We start from the raw sequence: 21212 nt of genomic DNA, 5'->3' as shown, positions 1-21212 counted from the left end.
TCACGAACGTACCTGCGGGAGCGGGAGCAGCCGATGCGTTTCCGGCTCGGTGTAGCGGGTGGTGCGCTGACGTGGCGTGCGCCCGGCACGATCGGCGACGGCGACGAGGGTGTCGACGTCGAGGACACGACCCGCCTCCGGACCCGCATGCGGCATGAGCCGGCCGTCGAGCAGCAGGCCGCCGATGTCGTCGGCACCGCCGCGCAGCAGAAGGTCGACGGTGTCGGACCCCAGCTTGGTCCAGGCAACCTGTAGATGGTCGATCAGCCCGGTGGACATCAGGCGGGCGACCGCGTGCAGGGCGCGGGTCTCCCGTTGCGACGCGGTCGACGTCGCGGCGTCGATCAGATGCGGCGGCGTGTTCGACGAGACCATCGGCATCAGGATCAGCTCGCTGAAACCACCCGTGCGGCGCTGGATTCCGAGCAGGGTCCGCAGGTGTGCGACCTGCTGCTCGGGGGTCTCGACGTGCCCGTAGACGATGGTTGCGGTCGAGAACAGGCCGACGCCGTGTGCGGCCTCGACGATCTCGATCCACTCACGCGCCGGTGCGGAGCCCGTCGGCGACAGATACCCGCGCACGGTGTCGTCGAGGATCTGGGCGGCGGTTCCGGGGATCGACCCGAGTCCGGCGGCGCGCAACCGGCGGAGATGTTCGTCGACCGTCGTCCCGGTTCGGGCCGCCCCGTCGGCGATCTCCGCCGCGCGGTACGCGTGCAGGTGCAGACCGTCTGCCGCGCCGGTGATCTCTTCGACCAGGCGCACGTAGTCACCGGCCGGCCGGTCGGCGGGCAACGGCCCCTGCATGCAGATCTCGGTGGCGCCGAGTTCGACGGCCTCCCCGACCAGATCGGCGAGTGTCGGATCGTCGGATCGCCGTTCATCCGAGATGAGGCGGGCGGCGACCCCGGTGTCGAGATTGCGGTTCACGACGAAGGTCAGGACGCCCGGCTCGGTGACCCGGCCCCGGACCGCATCGGCGAGTTCGCACAGTTCCTCGAGCTCGGTGCCGGAGGCGCCCAGCAACGCGACCCAGCCCTCGTCGTCGAGGGCGTCCGGGCCGAGGGCTGTCGGGTCGTCACGGAGACGGCTCAGGGCCGCTGTGACGCGCTCGATCGGGGCCGTGATGTCTTCGGCCCACGCGCGCAGAACCATGTCCACACTCTAACGCTCGGCCGTAGTCGGCCTGCGCGCCGCAGGATCGGCCCCGGCGAAAGTCAGTCGTCGGCCTCGGGTAGCCGGTGAGTCCAGCTGAGCACCGCGGCCGGCCCGATGCCCAGTACGAGGAGCAGCAGGGTCTGGACCAGGTAGTTCCCCGACGTGCTCAGGATGACGTCACCGCCCGGTCCGGGGAGGCCGCCGGCGATGAGAACCACCACCCCCCAGGCGCCGAGCGGGGCATACCGCACCGGCGACGAGGTGTACCCGGCCGCCAGCCAGAGCAGCGTCGCGTTGAGGAGGCCGGCGACGAGGGCCGCCACCGGCAGCGCGACCCCACCGAAACGCTGGTACGCGAACGCCACGCTGAGAAGGCCCACCGCGAAGCCGTCCAGGATCAGCAGCGCCAGGAGGAGCCGGTCACGGACGTGCGGATCGATCATCGAGCCACCACCGCCCCGCGTCGGACTCTTCGGGTCCGGAGTCCCGGAGGTGCGATTGCGTGTACCGCGGGCTGACATGTTCCCCACCGTCCTCACACGATCCCGGCGAAGAGGTCCGTCTCCCGGTCGCCGCCGAGAGCGTCACGCGGATCGTGGTCGGTGAGGACGAAGTGCTCGTGGCGGTGGATCGGCTGCAGGATGTTGTTCGACAGCGCGAACTCGGTTCCCGACGGCGCGACGGTCACCTGCGTCACATGTGCGGCGAGTGCGGCGACCTTGTGGGAGTGGTACGCCGCCACGTCGACCTCGGTGGTGATCTGCTCGTCAGGGTAGCTCGGCAGTTCACCGGGATGGGGCATCCGCCAGCCATCGGGCACACCGGGAGCCGCCGCCAGGCCGTTCTCGAGCGCGCTGCGCTCGGTGACCGACTCGTACAGTTTCACGGGGCCGCCGCCGGCCGCACGGGCGCGTGCGACCGCGGCAGCGGTGACCTCATGCACGAGCTTGTGGTCGGGGTGCCCGTATGTTCCCGACGCGTCGTAGCTGACGACCACCTGCGGAGCGAAGTCGAGGAGCAGCTCGACCAACACGCCGACCGGCTCGTCGAACGGTGCCTGCACGAGAGCGCGCGGATGGTTCGCCGACGGGGCGCCGGCCATGCCCGAGTCGCGCCAGCGTCCGGCGCCGCCGAGGAAGCGCGGGGTCAGGGCCGGACCGTCGGCTGGGCTCAGTGCCGCGAGGGCGCGCGTCAGCTCCGCGATCCGGTAGCCGCCGAGCTGGTCGGCGCCGCCGTCGGCGACCAGTTGTGCGTATTCGTCACCGATGACCTCGCCCTCCTCGCCGAGGGTGAAGGTCAGGACGCGCACGTCGACGCCTTCGGCGAGATAGCGGGCGATGGTCCCACCGGTCATGATCGTCTCGTCGTCGGGATGGGCGTGGACGAGCAGCAGCCGCCGGTCCGCGGCCCGGTTGGCCTCGGTCACGAGAGCTTCCAGTCGACCGCGGTCCCGAAGATCGACTCCTGGATCGGTCCGGTGAGCGGCACGTCACGGACCGCGGGCGTGACACCGACGATCATCGAATCCTGGTACAGCGGCAGGTAGATCGCCTGCGCGGCCAACAGCGGCTCCGCCTGGTCGAGGGTCCCGATCGGGTCCTCCTCGGACAGCGCGTTGCGCGCGAGCTCGATCAACCTCGGGTCGCAGAGACCGGAGATGTTGCTGGCGTAGCTGTCGCCGACGTCCCCACCGCTCGGCGCGATGCTGGTGGGGGTCGGCGGGGTGGCGGGCGACGGCTCGGTACTCGGCTTGGGCTGATTGCAGTCGACGGTCGAGGCCAACGACGCCGCCGGCGGCACACCGAGCCCGGTCCAGCCGACGACGAGGTCGACGCGCTTCTGGGTCAGCGCCGAGCCGTACAGCTCGCTGTTCGGCATCGTCACCACCTGCGAGCGGATTCCGGCGCTGCGCAGCTGGTCGACGACACTCGACGCGGCCGAGATGGCGCGCGGGTCACCGGCCACCGCTCCCACGCGCACGAGCAGGTCCTGACCGTCCTTCTGGAACGGCAGGATGCCCTCGGGCAGCTCCGCGACCTCGACCGCCCCCGGGGTCGGCGTCGCGGCCGGGTTGGACGGGGTGGAGGAGCCGGCCGCGGACGGCGTCCCGGACGCGGGCGCCTCGGTCGACGGCTCGGGTACCGGGGAGGTCTGTCCGGTCGTCTCCGGGTCCGCCCGGCGGTAGCCGGCGCCGGCGAGGAGCGCATCCACCGCGGCCCGGTCGGGACGCGGGCGCGAGATCGGGGTGTAACCCGGGTCGGACGGCGCGAACACGGTGTTCGCGTACGGCTCGACGATCCAGTCCCCCGCACCGGCGAACGTGGTCAGCCGGGGATCGACGAGGCCGAGGATGGCGCGCCGCACCTCCACCGAGCTCATCGCGTCGGTGCGGGCGTTGACGCTGATGCCCAGCGAGCGTGAGGTGAGACTGCGTTCGGTCTTCAGGCCGGGCAGTGCGGTCAGTTCGGCGGCCGTTGCGAGCGAGGCACCGAGCGCGACGATCTCGGAGTCACCCGAGCGCACGGAGTCGAGCATCTGCGCGTTGCTACCGGCACGGCGGAGCACGATCTGGTCCAGCCGCGGCGGCGTCACCCAGTAGCGGTCGTTGCGGGCCAGGCGTACCTCGTCGCGGGTCTTGTCGATCCCGACGATCGCGTACGGGCCGGCCGAGACCGGCTTGCCGGTGTCCATGCCGGTCTGGAAGCCGGCCGGAGCGCCCTTGAAGACGTGACTCGGCAGCAACCCGGTGAACAGCTCGCGCCAGGCCGGATACGGCCGCTCGAAGCGCACCTCGACGACCTTGCCGCCCTCCCGGGACTGCACCGAGTCGATGAGCCGGTAGCCCGCCGGGGCCACCACGTTGGGCTGCCGCGACATCTGCTGCCACAGGTAGCCGAAATCGTCGCCGGTGACCGGCAGTCCGTCCGACCACTGGGCGTCGGTGTGGATGCGGTAGGTCACCGTGAAGGGCTGACGCGACGTCACTTCGGCGGAGGTGACGAACTGGCGCTGCAGCTCCCACACCGGTCCGGCGGGCGTCTGTACGGGAGAAAAAGCACTCGGGAGCGTCATCGCGGCGACTGCCGTGGTCACCGGGTTCTGATCTGCCGCGATGTGCGGATTGAACCCGTTCCCCACCGAGTCGGTGGCGATGAAGATCGTCTTCTCGACCGGATACTCGGTCGGCGTCGGCGGCGGCCCGGTGTCCCGGACGGGCGGCGGCGGATCCGCCGTGCACGCCGTCAGGGCGATGAGCAGTGCGACACCGCACGAGAGCAACCCGAGCACACGGCTCCGGTTCGTGGCGTCGCGACCCCGCTGTGGTCTCGCCCGTTTCACCTCGGATACCCCCATGAAGATGCTTCTCGGTCGATCAGACGATGCCGGTCCCCCGCCGTCGGCGGGAGACCGGCTCGGCGGTCAGCTGACCGCTGCGTCCCGGGACTTGGCCCGCGAGCGCTCACGGGCACGGGTCGACGAGTCCAGGTGCACCTTACGCACACGCACGACCTCAGGGGTGACCTCGACACACTCGTCGGCGGCACAGAACTCCATGGCGGCCTCGAGGTCGAGCTGCATCGGCTTGGCCAGCGTCTCCATCACGTCGGCGGAGGACTGCCGCATGTTGGTCAGCTTCTTCTCGCGGGTGACGTTGATGTCGAGGTCTTCCTGGCGCGGGTTGATGCCCACGACGTGGCCCTCGTAACTGTCGTCGCCGGGGTTCACGAAGAACGTGCCGCGGTCGGCGAGCTGGATCATCGCGAACGGGGTCACCGTGCCGGAACGGTCGCTCACGAGCGAGCCCGTGTGGCGGGCGCGGATCTCGCCTGCCCAGGCGTCGTAACCGTCGAACACGGCGTTGGCGATACCGGTGCCGCGGGTTTCGGTGAGGAAGTCGGTGCGGAAGCCGATCAGGCCACGCGACGGCACGATGAACTCCATGCGAACCCAGCCGGTGCCGTGGTTGTTCATCTGCTCCATCCGGCCCTTGCGGGCGGCCAGCAGCTGGGTGACCGCACCGAGGTACTCCTCGGGCACGTCGACGGTCAGGTGCTCGAACGGCTCCTGGACCTTGCCGTCGACCTTGCGGGTGACCACCTGCGGCTTGCCGACGGTCAGCTCGAAGCCCTCGCGACGCATCTGCTCGACGAGGATCGCGAGCGCGAGCTCACCTCGACCCTGCACCTCCCAGGCGTCCGGACGGCCGATGTCGAGCACCCGCAGCGACACGTTGCCGATGAGTTCGGTGTCCAGGCGCTGCTTGACCATGCGGGCGGTCAGCTTGTGACCGGACACGCGGCCCGCGAGCGGCGAGGAGTTGGTGCCGATGGTCACCGAGATGGCCGGCTCGTCGACGGTGATCCGCGGCAACGGCTGCGGGTTCTCGAGGTCGGCGAGGGTGTCGCCGATCATGATCTCCGGCATACCGGCGACGGCCACGATGTCGCCGGCCGACGCGGACTCCGCCGGTTCGCGCTCGACGCCGACGGTGGCGAGGAGTTCGGTGATCTTCGCGCGTTCGACGACGGGCTTGCCGTCGACCTCGCGGCACCAGGACACCTGCTGCCCCTTGCGGAGCGTGCCGTTGTGGATGCGGACGAGCGCGAGGCGGCCCAGGAAGGCCGATGCGTCGAGGTTGGTCACGTGAGCCTGCAGCGGCGCTTCGGGATCACCCTTGGGGGCGGGCACGTGCTCGAGCAGGACGTCGAAGAATGCGTCGAGGTTCTCCGCGGCCGGGATCTCACCGTCGGCGGGCTGTTCGGTGCTGCACACACCGGCGCGGCCGGAGGCGTAGAGCACGGGGAGCTCGAGCACCAGCTCGGCGGCCTTCGCGGCCTCCTCGTCGAGGTCGGACGCGAGGTCCAGGAGCAGGTCCTGGGTCTCGTCGACGACTTCCTGGATGCGGGCGTCGGGGCGGTCGGTCTTGTTGACGACCACGATCACCGGCAGCTCGGCGGCCAGCGCCTTGCGCAGCACGAAGCGCGTCTGCGGCAGGGGCCCTTCGGAGGAGTCGACCAGGAGCACGACGCCGTCGACCATCGACAGGCCGCGCTCGACCTCACCGCCGAAGTCGGCGTGGCCGGGGGTGTCGATGACGTTGATCACCACTTCGGTGCCGTCCGGCTGACGCCGGTGCACCGAGGTGTTCTTGGCGAGAATGGTGATGCCCTTCTCACGTTCGAGGTCACCGGAGTCCATCACCCGGTCGACGACCTCGGCACGCTCTCCGAAGACGCCGGACTGGCGCAACATGGCGTCGACGAGGGTGGTCTTTCCGTGGTCGACGTGCGCGACGATCGCGACGTTACGGAAGGTGGGGGCAGCGCTCACAGGCTCTCTTTCATGTGGTTGGGGACCGCTTCGGCGGCCGGCACTCGGCGCGAGCCGAAACTACTCAGTGACTCGCGGCGGACAGCTCTGACCGGCGACAAGTGCAGATCACCTTGGGATTCAACGCTACAGAGTATCGGTTTATCTGGTGAGACCGCGATCACAGGCGTCGGAACACCCATTATTAGGGTCTGCTAACCTCGCCGCATGGGCAAGGTCGACGCGGTCAAGGTGGGCTCTCTGAAGCCCAAGAAGAAGTGCTGCAAGAGCTCCACGCGGTGCGTGCGGTGTCCCGTGGTGATCCACCGGATGCGCAAGCTCGACACCTCGGACATGACCAAGAAGGAGCTCAGCAAGGCGCTGAAGAAGGCGCGCGCCGCCTGAACGATCAGCTCGGCGGGATCTCGTCGGTGTTCATCGACCGCTCCGCGGGGTCTGCCGACCGCACCGCGACCGCCAGCGCGACCGCCACGATCCCCACGGCCTCCAGCGGCCGGGGAACCTGACCGAGCACGATCAGGCCGATCACCGCCGCGGTCACCGGGAGCAGGGCGAGCAGGATCGCGAACCGCGCCCGGCCCACGCGGCGCAACACGACCTGATCCAGGGCGTACGGGATGGCGGTCGACGCCACGCCCAGCACCAGGCCCTGACCGATCAGCGCGGCCGCCGACGCACCGTCGCGCACCGCCTCGGAAGAACCCCAACCGGCTACCGCCTCCAGCACCCACCACGCCAGCGGTGAGGTTGCCAACGCGGCGATCACGAAACCGGTGGCGAGATCCTCGACGCCCGCACCACGCGCCGCGACCCGCTTGCCGAGCACGATGTAGCCGGCCCAGCAGGCGGCCGCGGCCAGGGCCAGCAACACCCCCACACCGGTTCCCGACCATCGGACGTCGGCGATGAGGACCACCCCGAGCCCCGCCAGCACGAGTGCCGCGATGTCCCGGCGGGTCCGAGAACCCAAGGCCGCCACCGTGATCGGGCCCAGAAACTCCAGTGCGACGGTGGTGCCCATCGGCAGGTGCGCGAGGGCCTCGTAGAAGGTGATGTTCATCGCCGCCGTGATCAGACCGAAGCAACCGGCCAACCGGAGGCGGGAGGGCTGCCACGCGGACCGCGGTGGCCGGACCCAGATCAGCAGCACCAGTGCGGCGCCGGCGATGCGCAACCAGGCCACCGCCGACGGCGAGACGTCGTCGAACATGCCGACGGCGACCGCCGCCCCGAGATACATCGACGTCGCGCCGAGCACCATCAGGCCGGGCGGGAGAAGCAGTTCGCGTCGCGCGGTGTCGGTCATCAGCGCTCCGTCACCGGGTCGCCCTCACCCGATCACCGCGACCCGCTCGGGCACCAGACGGATACGCACGCGGTCGCCGATGACGACGGGTTCGTCTGCCACGGCATCGATCTCGCCGACCGCGGTCTCGATGCGCACGCGTGGACCCGCGGGCAGTTCGGCGACGAGCACGACCGTGGCGGAGTTCGTGTCCGCGTCGTCGTCCGGGCCGTCGGGGGACGCCCTGGCGACCGCAACCGATTCCGGCCGGAGACCGAGTCGGCGAGAACCGTCCGGCAGGTCGAGCGCGATCTGACCGAGCACGGTGTCGGCGACCCCGGCGCGCAGCTGCGCGTCGATCACGGTGGTGACCCCGAGGAATTGGGCCGTCCACTCGTCGACCGGTCGGCGCCACAGGAGCGACGGTGTGGCGACCTGCACCATCGCACCGGCGCGCATCACCGCGATCTCGTCGGCCATGGTCGCGGCCTCGGCGTGATCGTGCGTGACGACGACGGTGGGGACACCCGCCGCCCGTACGATCTCCGAGATCTCCACCGCCAGTTCATCTCTCAGCCTACGGTCGAGCGCGGCCAGCGGCTCGTCGAGCAGCAGGAGCCGCGGATGCGGGGCGAGCGCACGCGCCAGTGCGACGCGCTGCGCCTGACCGCCGGACAGCGTGTCGACGGAGCGCTTCTCGTAGCCGGGAAGACCGACGACGTCGAGCAGTTCGGTCACGCGCTGGGCGGTCCGGCGGCGCGACCACCGACGAATCCTCAGGCCGTAGCCGATGTTCGACGCGACGCTGCGCCCGCCGAAGAGTTGCCCGTCCTGAAAGACCACGCCGAAGTCCCGACGGTGCACCTCGACCCCGGCGAGGTCCTCACCGCCGAAGCGCACGACCCCGCGTGTCGGCTGCTCCAGCCCGGCGACGGCGCGGAGCAGCGTCGACTTGCCGCAACCGGACGGGCCGAGGACCGCGGTCACCAGGGAACCCGCTCCCCCGACGCGCCAGGACAATCCGTCGATCACGGTGTGCCCGCCGTACGCGACGGTGAGATCGGAGATCTCCAGCAGGGCGTGGGAACCGGTCGCGGTGTCTCGTTCGGTTCCGGTCACAGCAGCGGCACCTCCGCTCGCGGCCGGAACACCTCGACCACCAGCACGGCGAGGGTGGTCGCGGCGACGAGGACCACCGACGCGGCCATCGCGGTCGCCAGGTTGGCGGCGCCCGGCCGGTTGAGAGCCGATCCGATCAGCACCGGGAGAGTCGTCGTGTCGGCCCGGGCCAGGAAGCTGGTGGCGCCGAACTCACCGAGCGCCATCACGAAGGCGAACCCGGCGGCCGCACCCGTCGAACGGCCGATGATCGGCAGATCGACCGTCGCGAACACCCGGGCGGGCCGGGCGCCCAGCGTCGCGGCCGCCTGCCGCAGCCGGACCGGTACCGACTCGAGCGCGGGCAGGATGATGCGGATGACCATCGGGATGGCGATCAGCGCCTGCACGCACGGGATGATCGCGGGCGACGCCGCGATCGCGTAGGGCATCGACGCCAGCACGATCAGATATCCGAAACCCAGGGTGACAGCACTGATCCCGAGCGGGACGAGAGAGATGGCCGAGGCGATCGCACCGACCACCCCGCGGGAACGGTGGAGCGCGACCGCGGCGAGCATGCCCACGACGACGGCGATGAGGGTCGCGAACGCCGCCGACACCAGCGAATACTCGAGGCTCTCCAGCGGGGTGACCCCGTTGACCGGTTCGGCGAGGGCCCGGTATCCGGCGAGCGTCCAGTCACCCCCGGCCGTCGGCCGCACCGATCGCGCCATCAGGACCACGACCGGCCCGACGAGCAGCAGCACCGTCCACCCGCCCACCAACAACATCGCCGGAAGCACGAACCGACCGTTCGCGAACGCCGCATCCCGACGACGCCGCTCGGCGCCGCCACGGGCGGAGCCGGTCCCGGCGGGATCGGCGAACACACGGGTGAGCATCAGGGCCGCGAACACGACGACGATCTGCACCATCGACAACACCACCGCCTCCGGGATGCGGAAGTAGCCGATGGCCTGGGTGTAGTTCTCGGTCTCGAGGGTGCGCAACTGTCCCGCACCCAGAATGATCACGACGCCGAAACTGGTGGAACAGAACAGGAAGATCAACGCGGCTGCACCGGCTGTGGCGGGTAGCAGCCTGGGGATCACCACAGTCAGCGTCGCGCGCAGTCGTCCGGCGCCCAGGGTGCGCGCAGCCTCCAGCAGTCGGGGGTCGAGGTTCCGCCACGCCGCACCCACCACGCGCACGACGACGGCGACGTTGATGAACACATGCGCCGCCAGCACCGCGCCGAGCCCGGACTGGATGTGCAGGAAGGACAGCGGGCCGCTCAGCAACGATCGGAAGGCGACGCCGACCACCACCGTCGGCAACACGAACGGCACCGTCACCGCGACGGCGAGGAGGACCGATGCGCGCCCACCGACATGGGCGTACAGCCACGCGATCGGCGCGGCCGCGACGAGCGCGAGCACGGTCGACGCCGCCGCCTGCCCGAGGGTCACGCCCAGGAGCGCCCACGCATCGGTACGCGTGAGGAGATCGCCGAGTCGTTCGCCCGACGCGGCGGCCAGATGCACGGCTCGGCGGACGAGCGCGAGGACCGGCCAGGCGAACAGGACGGCGATGAACAGCGCCGGGATCAGACGCAGCGCCACCCGGCCGGCGACGGTTGCCGTCCGCGCCACGGGCCGCGCCGTCACCCGGGTCACCGGGCGATCACCTTCCGACAGCGGCACGCCACTGGTCGAGCCAGCTCTCGCGGTTCTCCGCGATCGTGGCCGGCGGCATCGATGACATCCACGCCGGCACCGCCGCTCGGGCCGGCCAGCCCTCGGGCAGGGCGACGTCCCGCTGCACCGGGTACACATACATCGACTCCGGCAGCGCGGACTGCACTGCCGGGCTGAGCATGTAGTCGACGAGCTTGCGTGCCCCCGTCGAGTTGCGGGTGCCCTTGAGGACGCCGATGTACTCGACCTGCGGAAAGCAACTGTCGAGCAGGGCGCTGGTGCCGGGCGTCGCGGCGGGCGAGGACGCATAGGACAGCACGATCGGCTTGTCTCCCTTGCCCTCGCCGGCGCTGAACAACTGGTTGTAGGCGACCTCCCAGCCGGAGACGATGGTCGCGCCACCGCCGACGACCTGCTTCCAGTAGTCCTGCCAGCCGTCGCCGAGGGCCCCGACCGTCGTCAGCAGGAAGGCCGTGCCCGGCGAGGAGGTGGCCGGATCGGTCAGCACGGTCTGCGATGCGTACTCCGGTTTCGTCAGGTCACGGAAGCTCGCCGGCGGCGTCAGCGATCGCGACTCGTACCAGGTGTTGTCGATGTTCAGGCAGACGTCACCGCGGTCGACGGCGGTCAGCTGGTCGGCCGCACCGGGGACCGCGTATTCGGCGGCCCCGCCGGCGGCGAGCGGTGACACATAGGATTCCAGGGCGCCCGCCTCGATCGGCCGGGAGGCGAAGGTGTTGTCGATGCCGTAGACCGCGTCCCCCTTGGGCGCGCCCGGGGTCAGGGACACGGTCGACGCCAGTTGCCCGGCATCACCGGAACGCACGATCTTCAGGGTGAGCCCGGTCTCCTGACGGAAGCCGTCGATGACCGACTCGGGCAGCTCGAAGGACTCATGGGTCAGCAGAGTGACCTCACCTCCCGCCGTCGACTCGTCGGCACAGGCCACCGCAGTCGTGAACGCCAGCCCCACACCGACGGTGAGTGCGATCGTCCGGGAGACGATCCCCGCCCACCCACGCCGACGACCGGTGCCACCCACGGGTTGCAGCTCGTTCACGCCCCGCAGTTGGTTCACATCCGACTCCTTGCGACCGACTGTCCCTGTCCTGTCCACCCCCACATCCAACCAGGTGCCACCGAAACGCACGATGCGCCGTCGACCTTAACCACTTTGGTAACAATTGCATCAATAACCACATACGTCACAGTCGCAGCCGGCGGGACTGCCTGGACACAGCAGATGCCGAGGGGCTTAGAATGACCCGCGACGTCCGGGGTGGGATGATCGAAGAACCTGAAGACCCCGGGCGACCCACACGACCACGACCCACACGACCACGAGGCGCACGAGGCTCGCTCTTTCCGGCCGACGCAGCGCCACGACCGATAGGACTCACCAGTGCGTTTCACACGGCCGTCGAGGTTGCGTTCCACCGCCTCTAGCCCGCACCGGACCCGCCGCCACCGCCTTCTCCTCAGTGCATCGGCGCTCGTCGTCGCGGCCGGCCTCGCCCTTCCGGCCGTCGCCCAGGCCGCTCCCGCTCCCAAGGTCGATCAGCGCGTGCTGGACTCGCTCGGCGCGTTCGCACCGGCGATCATCGGCTCGGTCGCCACTCCCGGCCCCGATGGCAAGGTCAACGCCCAGCTCCTCCAGCAGGCCGAGAGCTTCGCCAACACGCCCGGAATGCCCGCCGAGGTCACCAAGATCTGGCGTTCGGTCGCCGACTTCCTCGGGGAACCCGGACGCAAGGAGGCCGCCCGTCAACTGGCCGCCGAGACCAAGCCGGGCGATCCCGAGATCCCGAAGGGCCCGAACGCTCCGAAGATCCAGGAGTTCCTGTACCCGACCTTCGGTCTCGGCTGCATCCCCGGCGGCGGTTCCCTCGGACGCGCACTGGTCACCGCGGGCCCGCAGGAAGCACCGGCACCCGGACCCAAGCGCGGCGAGGGCGGCTACGTCTACACCGCACTCGGCACCGGACCCGCGATCGACAACAAGGCCCAGCCGCTCATCGCGAGCTGGCTCAACGTCGACACCGGACGCACCGGCACCACGACGCTCAAGCGGAACCCGAAGATCAACGTCAAGGACGGCCCCGGCACCTTCACCGGCATCGCCCGGACCGGCAAGGGCCGCGTCATCTCCGCGATCCACGGGAACGTGACCACCAAGACCAAGGGGCAGGTCGTGTCCTGCACGATCGTCCCGGTGATCGGCCTCGCCATCATCTGACGCACGTCCACTTTCGTTCAGCGGCACCCCGGCTCACCGCCGGGGTGCCGTTGTTTTGTGCCCGCACCCCCAACGCACCGGCCGCCGCCGGTGACGAAGCATGTGGCGCGCGTCTCAGGCGCTGAAAGCCGAAAACGCCAGGTCGCCGGGAATGTCGGTATCTCACCGATCGCGCGGATGTCACAGCTCGGACTCGCGACTTGCCCAGGTCGTCACACTCGTGGTCTCTTTTAACTTGAATCCCATCTGTCACACCCGCCACACGTGGCGGGGTGTTCGGCTGTTTGAAGGAGTGCCATGTCCATCACGTCTCGGTTCACACGTCCATTCGTCGGGCGACGCGGAATCCGGCGCTGCGGTGTGGGCCTCGTGGGCGTGGCGATGGCCGCTGCTGCGGTCACCACGACCGCGCCGGCCTCGGCCGCGCCCTCCCTCCCCCTGCTACCGCCGAACATGCTGAGCGCATACTCCATCCCGTTCGACGCCGAACTCGCCGGAGCAATCCGTCTGTTGAAGTCGGCCGGCGTGGACCAGATGGCCGTGCAGGCTGCGCAGGCGGTCCTGGGCAGTACCGGCCAGTTGTCCGTCCAGGACATCTCCGGACGCGCGGGCGCACTGCCATTCGACGCGTCGCGGCCGCAGCCGGCCTCGGCTCCCGCCGCCGCTCCCCATCCGGTGGCCGCCACCGATCCGATTGCCCTGCTCAGGACTCTGGGCATCCAGACCCTGACCCCGTCCGTCGCGCCGTTCTGCACCGCCCCCACCGCCGACAACCCTCTGGGTCTGGTCACCGCGGGCGCCGGCGCCGTCGCGGGCCCCTGGCCGATGAAGACCGATCCGCTCACCCAGCTCAAGCCGCTGCTCGACATGCTCCCGGGGGTCTCGATCCCGGACAAGCTGAACCTGGTGGAGAACGGCGAGACCGCGTACGCGTTCGTGCCCGCCTCCCCGAAGGCCGGCAAGGGCGGCACCATGCAGGTCGCCTGGTTCAACACCAGCACCCTGCAGGGTGGCTTCGCCGATCTCGAGCCCGTCAGCAACCAGGCCACACTCGCCGCCCTGCCGCTGCTCTCGGGTGTGCGTCTCGCCCCGGTGAAGACCGGCAAGGGCACCATCCTCTCCGCCGTCTTCGGCACCGCGCAGAACGGCGCGCAGAACTGCTGGTTCCTCCCGGCAGTCGGCGTCGTCAACGCGTGAGACCCCCACTCACCGACGACACTCCCACCCCCACACACAGAACGAATAGACGACACATGAACACGCACGGCATCTCGTCGACCCTTCGGAGTGCCTCCATCGCCCGCACGGTCGCCCTCGCCGCAGCCCTCACCATGGGCCTGACCACCTTCGGCGTCGCCGCCGAGGCCGTCGCGGAACCGACCACGACCACACCGTCGACCAGCACCTCGACGCCCGACGCCGCCGACGAGGAGACGGGCGCCCCCGCCGACGACAACGCCGGGACGATCGACACCCGCGGCCCCGGTCAGGCACCGGGTGCCGTCCACGCCAATCGTGATCTCGCCCGTGCCCGCATGGTGGCCGGCGCCGTCTCCGGCAACGACTTCACCTACTGGAGCACCGGCGCCGACGGCAAGGCCCACCTGTCCTCCGGCGTGCTGATGGTGCCCGCCGGGCGGGCACCCGCCGGCGGCTGGCCGGTGGTCGCATGGGCCCACGGCTCGCGTGGCATCGCCGACAAGTGCGCCCCGTCGGAGCGTCCGATCAAGGACGACACCACCGAACTGAGCCGGTGGCTCGGCCGTGGCTACGCGGTCGTCTCCACCGATTACGCGGGCGTCGGCACACCGGGGACCCCGCAGTACTACGACCTCGAGGCCACCGCCCGCAACATCGTCGACGCGGTCAGCGCCTCACGCGACGTCTCCGACAACCTGTCGCGCTCGTGGGCGGTCGTCGGCGAGGGGCAGGGTGCCGCGGCCGCGATCACGCTGGCTCGCATCGCACCGCAACTGCAGCAGCGTAACTCGCTGAACTTCAAGGGCGCGGCGGCGACGTCGATCCCGGCCGAATTCGGTGCGCTCCTGGCCAATCTCGGGCCGTCGTCGGCGAGCATCCCCTCCGGACTCGCCGCGGATGCGCTCTACACGCTGAGCGCGATCCGCAACGCGCGCCCGGGACTGGACGTCGACGCGCTGCTCACCGACACCGGCAAGAAATGGATGGCCAAGGCGGCCAACGAGTGCATCACCGAGTTCCGCAAGGACGTCGACGGTCTCGCGATGGGTTCCCTCTTCGCCAAGCCGGTGTCGGGGAACAAGGAGCTGACCAACCTGCTCACCGAGGCCACCGCGCTGCCCAGCCGCGGCTTCGTCAAGCCGGTGATCATGACGCAGTCGCTCCAGGACACATCGGTCGTCGTACCGCTGTCGCTCAAGTACCTCAACGAGGCTCGCGCCGATCGCCAGGTGCAGTCCCGCACCTACCTCACCCTCGACGGTGCGCAGTCGGCGAAGCTGTCCGACAACGACATCCGCGCCTTCATCGCCAAGATCCTGAAATGAGTCGATGATGGGTCGCCGTCTTCCGGGCCGACGGCTGTTCGATCTGGCCTACGCGGCGACGACGGCGGCCGCCACGGTCACCGGCGCGCTGGGGCACCGGCGGGCGGCGGCCCTGACCAAACCGCTGCCGATGCTACTGCTCGCCGGACGAGTGGCCGCCGGGGCAGGGGGGCGCGACGCCGTCGACACCGCCGGATTGGCGGGCGCGCTGGCGTTCTCGATGGCGGGCGACCGGCTGATGTTCCTCGAGGAGTTCGAGACCGAGCCGGTCGCCAAGGACCGCTATCTACGCCTCGGGGCGTCGTTGTTCGCCGGCGCCCAGTTGAGTTACATCGCGACGATGTGGCGGGCAGGCGCTCGGCCGTCGGCCCGGCAGCTCCTCCCCCGGGTCGGCCTGCTCGGCGAATCGGCCGCCGTCCTGGCCCGTCATCGGCCGGCCCTGCTGCCGGTGCTGGGCACCTACGGCAACACGCTCGCGACGATGTCGGCGACGGCGAGCGCCATGTCCGATCCGCAGCCGCGGCTACGGATTGGCGGTGTCGCGTTCCTGCTGTCCGATCTGGTCATCATCAACCGCCGTCACCTGATCACCGATCCTTGTCTCCGGATGGCGGGTGAGGCCTGGGTGCTCGGCAGCTATTTCGCCGCGCAGTACCTGCTGATCGGCGGTCTTGCCGAACGCCTACGCCGACGCTGATCACCGCGGTCGGGCGGCTCAGGCCGTCGCCCGCCCGCTGCACGACGAGTACTGCGGATTGACCATCGGGTTGAAGGCCATCGCGCCGAGCTTCTGCCTGATCGTGAACGCGACGGGCCCGCGTCCGGGATGGATGTCCACCTGCCACTTGACGGTGAAGCCGCGACCGGGCACGAAGACCGTGCCGGTGCGTCCGGTGCGCAGATTGCGCCACGACACGGTGACGTCGTAGGTGTATTCCAGCGCAACGGGTTTCGCACGGTCGGTGCCGATGAGTGCGATCGCGGGTCCGGGCAGTCCGTCGGCCGGGAAGCGGATGTCGTTGAACACGTCGACCCGGATCTTCACCGTCCCCGCCGGCCACGGGTTCACGCTGTCGCAGACCAGCGTCGTGACGTAGTTCGGTTCGGTGTTATCGGGGATGGCCGTCGCGCTCCCCGGCCCGGCGACGCCGATCAGCGCCGCCACCATGCCGACGATCACCGCCCCGATGCCCGCACGTGATCTCCATCGCCCCGAACTGCTCTCCCCGCTGATCATGGGGGAAGTCTAGAGCCGCGCGGTCACCGCGTCTGCCAGAATCGTTCCCATGCCGAAGATCCAGATCGCCCAGGAACCCGCGGCCGACGAACTGCTCTCGACCGATTCGTTCGCACTGCTCGTCGGGATGTTGCTGGATCAGCAGTTCCCGATGGAACGGGCCTTCGCAGGTCCGGCCAAGATCCGTGACCGCTTCGGGACGATGGACCCGGTCGAGATCGCCGACGCAGACCCCGAGGCCTTCGCGGATCTGTGCTCCACTCCCCCGGCCATCCACCGGTACGGCCGCTCGATGGCCGGACGTGTGCAGGCATTGGCGAAGGTCGTCGCCGAACAGTACGGCGGTGACGCCGCCCGGATCTGGACCGAGGCGAGCAGTGGCGCCGACCTCATCAAGAGGTTGCGTGAGCTGCCCGGATTCGGGGAGCAGAAGGCGAAGATCTTCGTCGCACTCGTCGCCAAACAGCTCGACGTGAAGCCCTCCGGCTGGACCAAGGTCGCCGGCGACTACAGCAAGCAGGGATACCGGTCGGTCGCCGACGTCGTCGACCCCGACTCGTTGCAGAAGGTCCGTGACTTCAAGAAGGCGGCCAAGGCCGCCGCGAAGGCCGCGAAGGAGTAGAGGCTTCGCGGTGGGTCACCTGACCGGGAATCACCCGACCTTCACCCCCGATCGCGATCCGGTGGCCTAGTGTCGGGAACCATGGAGTCTCTTCCCGAACGAAGCGCACCTCCCGGGACCAATCCGACTCGTCTGCTCCTCGAGATGCCGCTCCGGCTGGGATTCACGGTGACCGGAGTGGTCCTCGCCGCAGCCGAATCCGCGGTGACGATCGCACGGATCACCGCGGGCAGTGTTCAGCACGAGATCAGCCTGGCGATCGGCGCCGAGGACGAACTCAACGCGGCGCGTACCCCCCTCGCGCTCCTCAACCAGCTGTCCGAACTGCTGGGTCCGGAGCGGCCCTTCGGACGCATCCTGGCCTCGGGCGGCCCCCTGGAACGTCTGCTCAACCCCGGCGGGGTCATCGACCGGCTGACCGCACCCGACGGTCTGCTGGAGAGACTCACCGCCAAGGGCGGGCTCCTCGACCAGATGGCCGACGACCGCGGCATCCTGATGCGCCTGACCGCCAAGGACGGGCCACTCGATCGCCTCACCCGCCCCGGCGGCGTGGTCGACCAGTTCACCGAGAACGAGGGCATCCTCGAACGTCTCACCTCCGAGGGCGGCGTCGTCGACAAACTCACCGCACCCGACGGCATGCTGGAGAAGGTCACCGCTCCGGGCGGCATCCTCGACCGCTTCGCCGCAGAGGCGGGCCTCCTCGACCAGCTCGTCGGCGAGGGCGGCGCGGTCGAGCGCGCCATTGCGCCGGGCGGTCCGCTGGATCGGTTCACCGAGCTGACCGAGGTGATGGGTCAGCTGGCACCCAACCTGATCGCCATGCAGGACACCGTGCACGAACTCGCCGAGACCGTCGACCTGCTGAATCAGACGGTGGCACCCCTCGGCGGTCTCGCCGAGCGACTGCCCAAGCGACTCACCCGCGGCCCCAAGGGCTCCGGCGGCAACAGCGACGCCTCCCCCGCGGACACCAACGGCCGCCCGAACGCCTGAGAGCCAGTCCCCACTGCTCGTTGAGTAGGCACGAGCCGACGCACGAAACTTCCACACCACGCAACCCAATGCCGGCTGAGCCGACACCGAGCGAAGCGAGGCGTCCCCACCGCTCGTTGAGTAGCCGAGGAGCTTGCGACGAGGCGTCCCCACCGCTCGTTGAGTAGCCGAGGAGCTTGCGACGAGGCGTCCCCACCGCTCGTTGAGTAGCCGAGGAGCTTGCGACGAGGCGTATCGAAACGACCTCCACCCACCCACCGGTTGTGTCAGAACGGTGCACCGCCGCTCGACATAGGAGAGACGGTCGCTCGAGGACCCTAGCGACGAGGCGCGACGAAACCAGCCCGCAGCAAATCCATGTACCGGTCGACATCGGGCATGATCTCCGGGCTGGTGGTCACCGACACCGCGATGCGGTCGCCGATGCCGTGCACTCCGTGTGTGAGTCCCTGCACCGGCGACAGCGCGGGAAAGCCGGTGGTGAACAGGATCTCTCCGCCATCGAGATCGACGTCGGCGGCACCCCGATCAACCGAGGACACCACGGTGACACCGGTGACCGTCTCCGGCCGGGTGTCGAGGTCGACGGCCCGGATGCCCCAGTGTGCGAGGATCGCCGGCGTTGCTTCTGAGACCCGCCGCTGCGCGACTCGTGCCGGATCGGTATCGGCCGCACGGGCGGCGTCGATCTCATCGCGGATGAGTCGCGCACGTTCATTCGGTTCGTCGGCTTCGAGGTGCAGATCGATCCCCACATTGCGAAAATTGTTGCGCGTCTTCGATTTGTCGGATCGTCCGACGGTGAGTTCCACACCGAGACGTTCACAACCGTCGCCGAGATATCTCGGTAGCGCCTGGGAGATCGCGACCAACACCGCCACCGTGACCGGAGACCCGGACGCGGTGAGACGCTCGCGGTCGAGCACGACGACGCGCAGGAGCCGCCGCGACCCGGGATTGCGGTTCAGCGTCGTCAGCGGATACCCCGGCCTCCCCGGATTCGCCTGTCCCCCAACCTGCGCGACCTGTATTCCGCGTCGGATCGTCGAGACGAACTCAGCCGGAAACCGCAACGCGCCCAGCGCGAGCGTTCCGACGTCACGGATGAGCCCGGGGACGCCACCACCGCCGGCGACGCTCTCGAGGTACGGGGCGTCGAAGAGGTCCCGCGCGATCTGCGACGCCCGACGTCCGTCCCCGAGCGCGTGGGAGATCTGGAGTACCACGACGACTCCCGTGACCGGATGTCCATCGCCGGCCGGCAGACCGGCCACCGGACCGAACAGGTGCAGTCGCCAGGCCGCGCGGGACGGCGCCAGCTGGTCGGCAACGAGCGCGCCGACGGTGTCCAGACACGACGACCAGGTCCGCGTCGTGGTGTCGACGCGGACCTGGTCAGGTGTGGGTTCGGCCGAGACCCAGTACGGCCGGTCGGCGGTGGCGGGAACGTCGTGGATCCGTAGGCAGAGATCGTCGACGTGCCGCGCCCGCGCCAGCAGTCGCCGGGCGCACTCGTCAAGCGAAATCGACGGTGTGGCAAAGCCATACAGCAGGAACTGGTCGTTGGCGATGCGCTCGGACATCCAGTACGACGCGGCGTCCGCCGCCGCCATCCGCTGCATGGGGCCAGCGTAGCCGCCTACTTCTGGCCGGCACTCCACGCGTAGGGCAGCTCGGTGCCGTTGAGGACGTGGTCACCGATGGCCTGCAGTTTGAAGATCAGCGGGTTGTGGACCGAGATCACCCGCGCGTTGCGCCAGTGTCGGTCGAGGCGCAGCCGCTCGGAGGTGATCGAGGCGCCGCCGACCTCGAACAGCTGGGTGGTCGCGTCGAGCACCAGCGGGATGACGGTCGCCTGGGCACGGGCAACGTCGAACTCGACCTTGTCGAGCAGCTCCTCGTCCTGCCAGGCGGTCTCGGCGAGACGGTCGAGCTGATCGGCGATGTCCAGGACAATGGTGCGCGCCGAGTAGGCGGCCGCCGTCAGCCGGCCGATGACCTGCTGCACCAGCGGGTCGTGGCGGGGCAGGTCGGCGGTCGAGTGGGTGAAGGTGCGCGTGCGCTCCCGAACCCACTCGCTCACGTCGTCGGTGGCACGCTGCGCGATACCGGCCAGCACCGACAGTTGCACGAGCTGCAGGTAGGAGGTGGCGTAGGTGCGGCCCTCGACGCCGTAGCCCGGGCCGAGGATGCGATCGCCCGACACCTGCACGCCGCTGAACTCGGTGGTGCCGCTGGCGGTCAGCCGCTGGCCGAACCCGTCCCAGTCGTCGTGCTGGGTGACGCCCTCGGCGTCGGCGTCGACGAGCACCGACACGCGCTCGCCGTCCTGGTCCGCAGCGACGAGGATGTGGTCGGAGTACAGGCTGCCGGTGCTGTAGTACTTGGTGCCGTCGAGGCGCCAGGCATTGCCGTCGGAGTTGTCCGGGTCGCGGCTCAGCCGGGTCTGGTAGCGGTCGATGGCTCCGACACCGGGCTCGGTGATGGCGTTGCCGACGAGCGTGCCCTCGGCGACCTTGCGCAGCCAGCGCTCGGCCTCGGGATCGGGCAGCGCGGTGAGCTGATCCTCGACGAACGACCAGTGCACGCGCAACGCCTGCGGGAGATTCGACTCTGCCGTGGCCAGGTCGATGAGCAGCCGGAACAGCTGGCGCACCGAGGCACCGTATCCGCCGAGCTCGACCGGCACGCGCAGCGCGCCGAACTTGGCCTCACGCAGCCACGACACCTCGTCGTGTGCGAGTCGCCGATCGTCTTCACGAGCCACCGCGCCTTCTGCGATACGCGCGAAGATCGGGGCGAACACCTCGTCGAGCCGCTCGTCGGTGGTGCCGGCGGCCGACGTGCTTGCGGGCACGGTTGCGGTCATCAAACGTCCTTTCGATACAGACTTGTCGGCCGATAGTGTCGTCGGCTCCCGCCACCTCCGCCACGATTGAAACCGCGGTGAACGCAACGTTCCCCAGCACTCGATGCCGCGGCAGACTGGGTACCGAACCCGCAGGTATGGCCGATGCCGGA

The 21212-nt window shown here is 69.7% G+C and carries 19 protein-coding genes; 7 read left to right on the top strand and 12 right to left on the bottom strand.

Annotated features, from left to right (window positions below; genetic code table 11):
• The 5 genes from BPODLACK_RS11765 to typA all read right to left on the bottom strand — a co-directional run bounded on the left by BPODLACK_RS11765 (position 1) and on the right by typA (position 6489).
• Complete coding sequence (locus BPODLACK_RS11765; protein WP_191834461.1) at positions 1–1155, bottom strand: FO synthase; 1155 nt, start codon at positions 1153–1155, stop codon at positions 1–3.
• A gap of 62 nt (positions 1156–1217) precedes the next feature.
• A complete protein-coding gene (locus BPODLACK_RS11760) occupies positions 1218–1601 on the bottom strand; it encodes a facilitated glucose transporter (RefSeq protein WP_159405363.1) in 384 nt (127 codons plus the stop codon).
• A gap of 92 nt (positions 1602–1693) precedes the next feature.
• Positions 1694–2584, bottom strand: a complete 891-nt coding sequence (mshB, locus tag BPODLACK_RS11755; protein ID WP_159405362.1) for an N-acetyl-1-D-myo-inositol-2-amino-2-deoxy-alpha-D-glucopyranoside deacetylase — start codon at positions 2582–2584, stop codon at positions 1694–1696.
• Positions 2581–4512, bottom strand: coding sequence for an ABC transporter family substrate-binding protein (locus BPODLACK_RS11750; RefSeq protein ID WP_159405361.1), 1932 nt, complete (start codon positions 4510–4512; stop codon positions 2581–2583). Before BPODLACK_RS11750 ends, mshB begins: the two co-directional genes overlap by 4 nt.
• Positions 4513–4578: 66 nt before the next feature.
• Complete coding sequence (gene typA, locus BPODLACK_RS11745; protein ID WP_024499019.1) at positions 4579–6489, bottom strand: translational GTPase TypA; 1911 nt, start codon at positions 6487–6489, stop codon at positions 4579–4581.
• A 207-nt stretch (positions 6490–6696) separates the two neighbouring features.
• Between typA and BPODLACK_RS23320 the strand changes: the two genes are divergently transcribed.
• Entirely contained in the window at positions 6697–6873 is a 177-nt protein-coding gene (locus BPODLACK_RS23320; protein ID WP_191834462.1) for a hypothetical protein, read from the top strand.
• A gap of 4 nt (positions 6874–6877) precedes the next feature.
• Here the strand turns inward: BPODLACK_RS23320 and BPODLACK_RS11740 are convergent, their stop codons facing one another.
• Genes BPODLACK_RS11740 through BPODLACK_RS11725 form a run of 4 tightly spaced genes read right to left on the bottom strand, consistent with a single transcriptional unit; the run spans position 6878 to position 11650 of the window.
• Positions 6878–7795: an EamA family transporter gene (locus BPODLACK_RS11740; RefSeq protein WP_159405360.1), complete on the bottom strand. Its 918-nt coding sequence runs from the start codon at positions 7793–7795 to the stop codon at positions 6878–6880.
• Positions 7796–7819: 24 nt separating this feature from the next.
• On the bottom strand, positions 7820–8893 hold the full coding sequence (locus BPODLACK_RS11735) for an ABC transporter ATP-binding protein (RefSeq protein ID WP_236577661.1): 1074 nt from the start codon (positions 8891–8893) through the stop codon (positions 7820–7822).
• Positions 8890–10551 (bottom strand): ABC transporter permease, encoded by a 1662-nt coding sequence (locus tag BPODLACK_RS11730; protein WP_159405359.1) that lies wholly within the window; start codon positions 10549–10551, stop codon positions 8890–8892. Before BPODLACK_RS11730 ends, BPODLACK_RS11735 begins: the two co-directional genes overlap by 4 nt.
• Positions 10552–10558: 7 nt before the next feature.
• A complete protein-coding gene (locus BPODLACK_RS11725; RefSeq protein WP_191834464.1) occupies positions 10559–11650 on the bottom strand; it encodes a thiamine ABC transporter substrate-binding protein in 1092 nt (363 codons plus the stop codon).
• Positions 11651–11974: 324 nt separating this feature from the next.
• On the opposite strand from BPODLACK_RS11725, the gene BPODLACK_RS11720 reads away from it, so the two are divergent.
• The 4 genes from BPODLACK_RS11720 (at position 11975) to BPODLACK_RS11705 (ending at position 16030) form a co-directional block, all read left to right on the top strand.
• Positions 11975–12808: an Rv1157c family protein gene (locus BPODLACK_RS11720; RefSeq protein ID WP_159405358.1), complete on the top strand. Its 834-nt coding sequence runs from the start codon at positions 11975–11977 to the stop codon at positions 12806–12808.
• Positions 12809–13105: 297 nt separating this feature from the next.
• A complete protein-coding gene (locus tag BPODLACK_RS11715) occupies positions 13106–14005 on the top strand; it encodes a hypothetical protein (protein ID WP_159405357.1) in 900 nt (299 codons plus the stop codon).
• 56 nt (positions 14006–14061) lie between these two features.
• The gene (locus BPODLACK_RS11710) at positions 14062–15333 is read left to right on the top strand and encodes a lipase family protein (protein WP_159405356.1); all 1272 of its coding nucleotides are present in this window, start codon (positions 14062–14064) and stop codon (positions 15331–15333) included.
• A 7-nt stretch (positions 15334–15340) separates the two neighbouring features.
• Positions 15341–16030, top strand: a complete 690-nt coding sequence (locus tag BPODLACK_RS11705; protein ID WP_159405402.1) for a lysoplasmalogenase — start codon at positions 15341–15343, stop codon at positions 16028–16030.
• 18 nt (positions 16031–16048) lie between these two features.
• Here the strand turns inward: BPODLACK_RS11705 and BPODLACK_RS11700 are convergent, their stop codons facing one another.
• Entirely contained in the window at positions 16049–16501 is a 453-nt protein-coding gene (locus BPODLACK_RS11700) for a hypothetical protein (RefSeq protein ID WP_159405401.1), read from the bottom strand.
• A gap of 118 nt (positions 16502–16619) precedes the next feature.
• Here BPODLACK_RS11700 and BPODLACK_RS11695 point away from each other — a divergent pair, with 118 nt between their 5' ends.
• Complete coding sequence (locus BPODLACK_RS11695; protein ID WP_024499029.1) at positions 16620–17192, top strand: HhH-GPD-type base excision DNA repair protein; 573 nt, start codon at positions 16620–16622, stop codon at positions 17190–17192.
• 81 nt (positions 17193–17273) lie between these two features.
• Positions 17274–18191 (top strand): hypothetical protein, encoded by a 918-nt coding sequence (locus tag BPODLACK_RS11690; protein ID WP_024499030.1) that lies wholly within the window; start codon positions 17274–17276, stop codon positions 18189–18191.
• A gap of 317 nt (positions 18192–18508) precedes the next feature.
• Here the strand turns inward: BPODLACK_RS11690 and BPODLACK_RS11685 are convergent, their stop codons facing one another.
• Positions 18509–19813 (bottom strand): WS/DGAT domain-containing protein, encoded by a 1305-nt coding sequence (locus BPODLACK_RS11685; RefSeq protein WP_159405355.1) that lies wholly within the window; start codon positions 19811–19813, stop codon positions 18509–18511.
• 17 nt (positions 19814–19830) lie between these two features.
• On the bottom strand, positions 19831–21060 hold the full coding sequence (locus tag BPODLACK_RS11680; RefSeq protein ID WP_159405354.1) for an acyl-CoA dehydrogenase family protein: 1230 nt from the start codon (positions 21058–21060) through the stop codon (positions 19831–19833).
• Between the last annotated feature and the right edge of the window lie 152 nt (positions 21061–21212).

Origin of the sequence: Gordonia sp. YY1, assembly GCF_009872315.1 — a bacterium.
In the GTDB taxonomy this organism is placed as follows: Bacteria; Actinomycetota; Actinomycetes; order Mycobacteriales; family Mycobacteriaceae; genus Gordonia; species Gordonia amicalis.
Note: the sequence above shows the minus strand (reverse complement) of the source record. Positions and strands in the feature narration are given on the sequence as shown.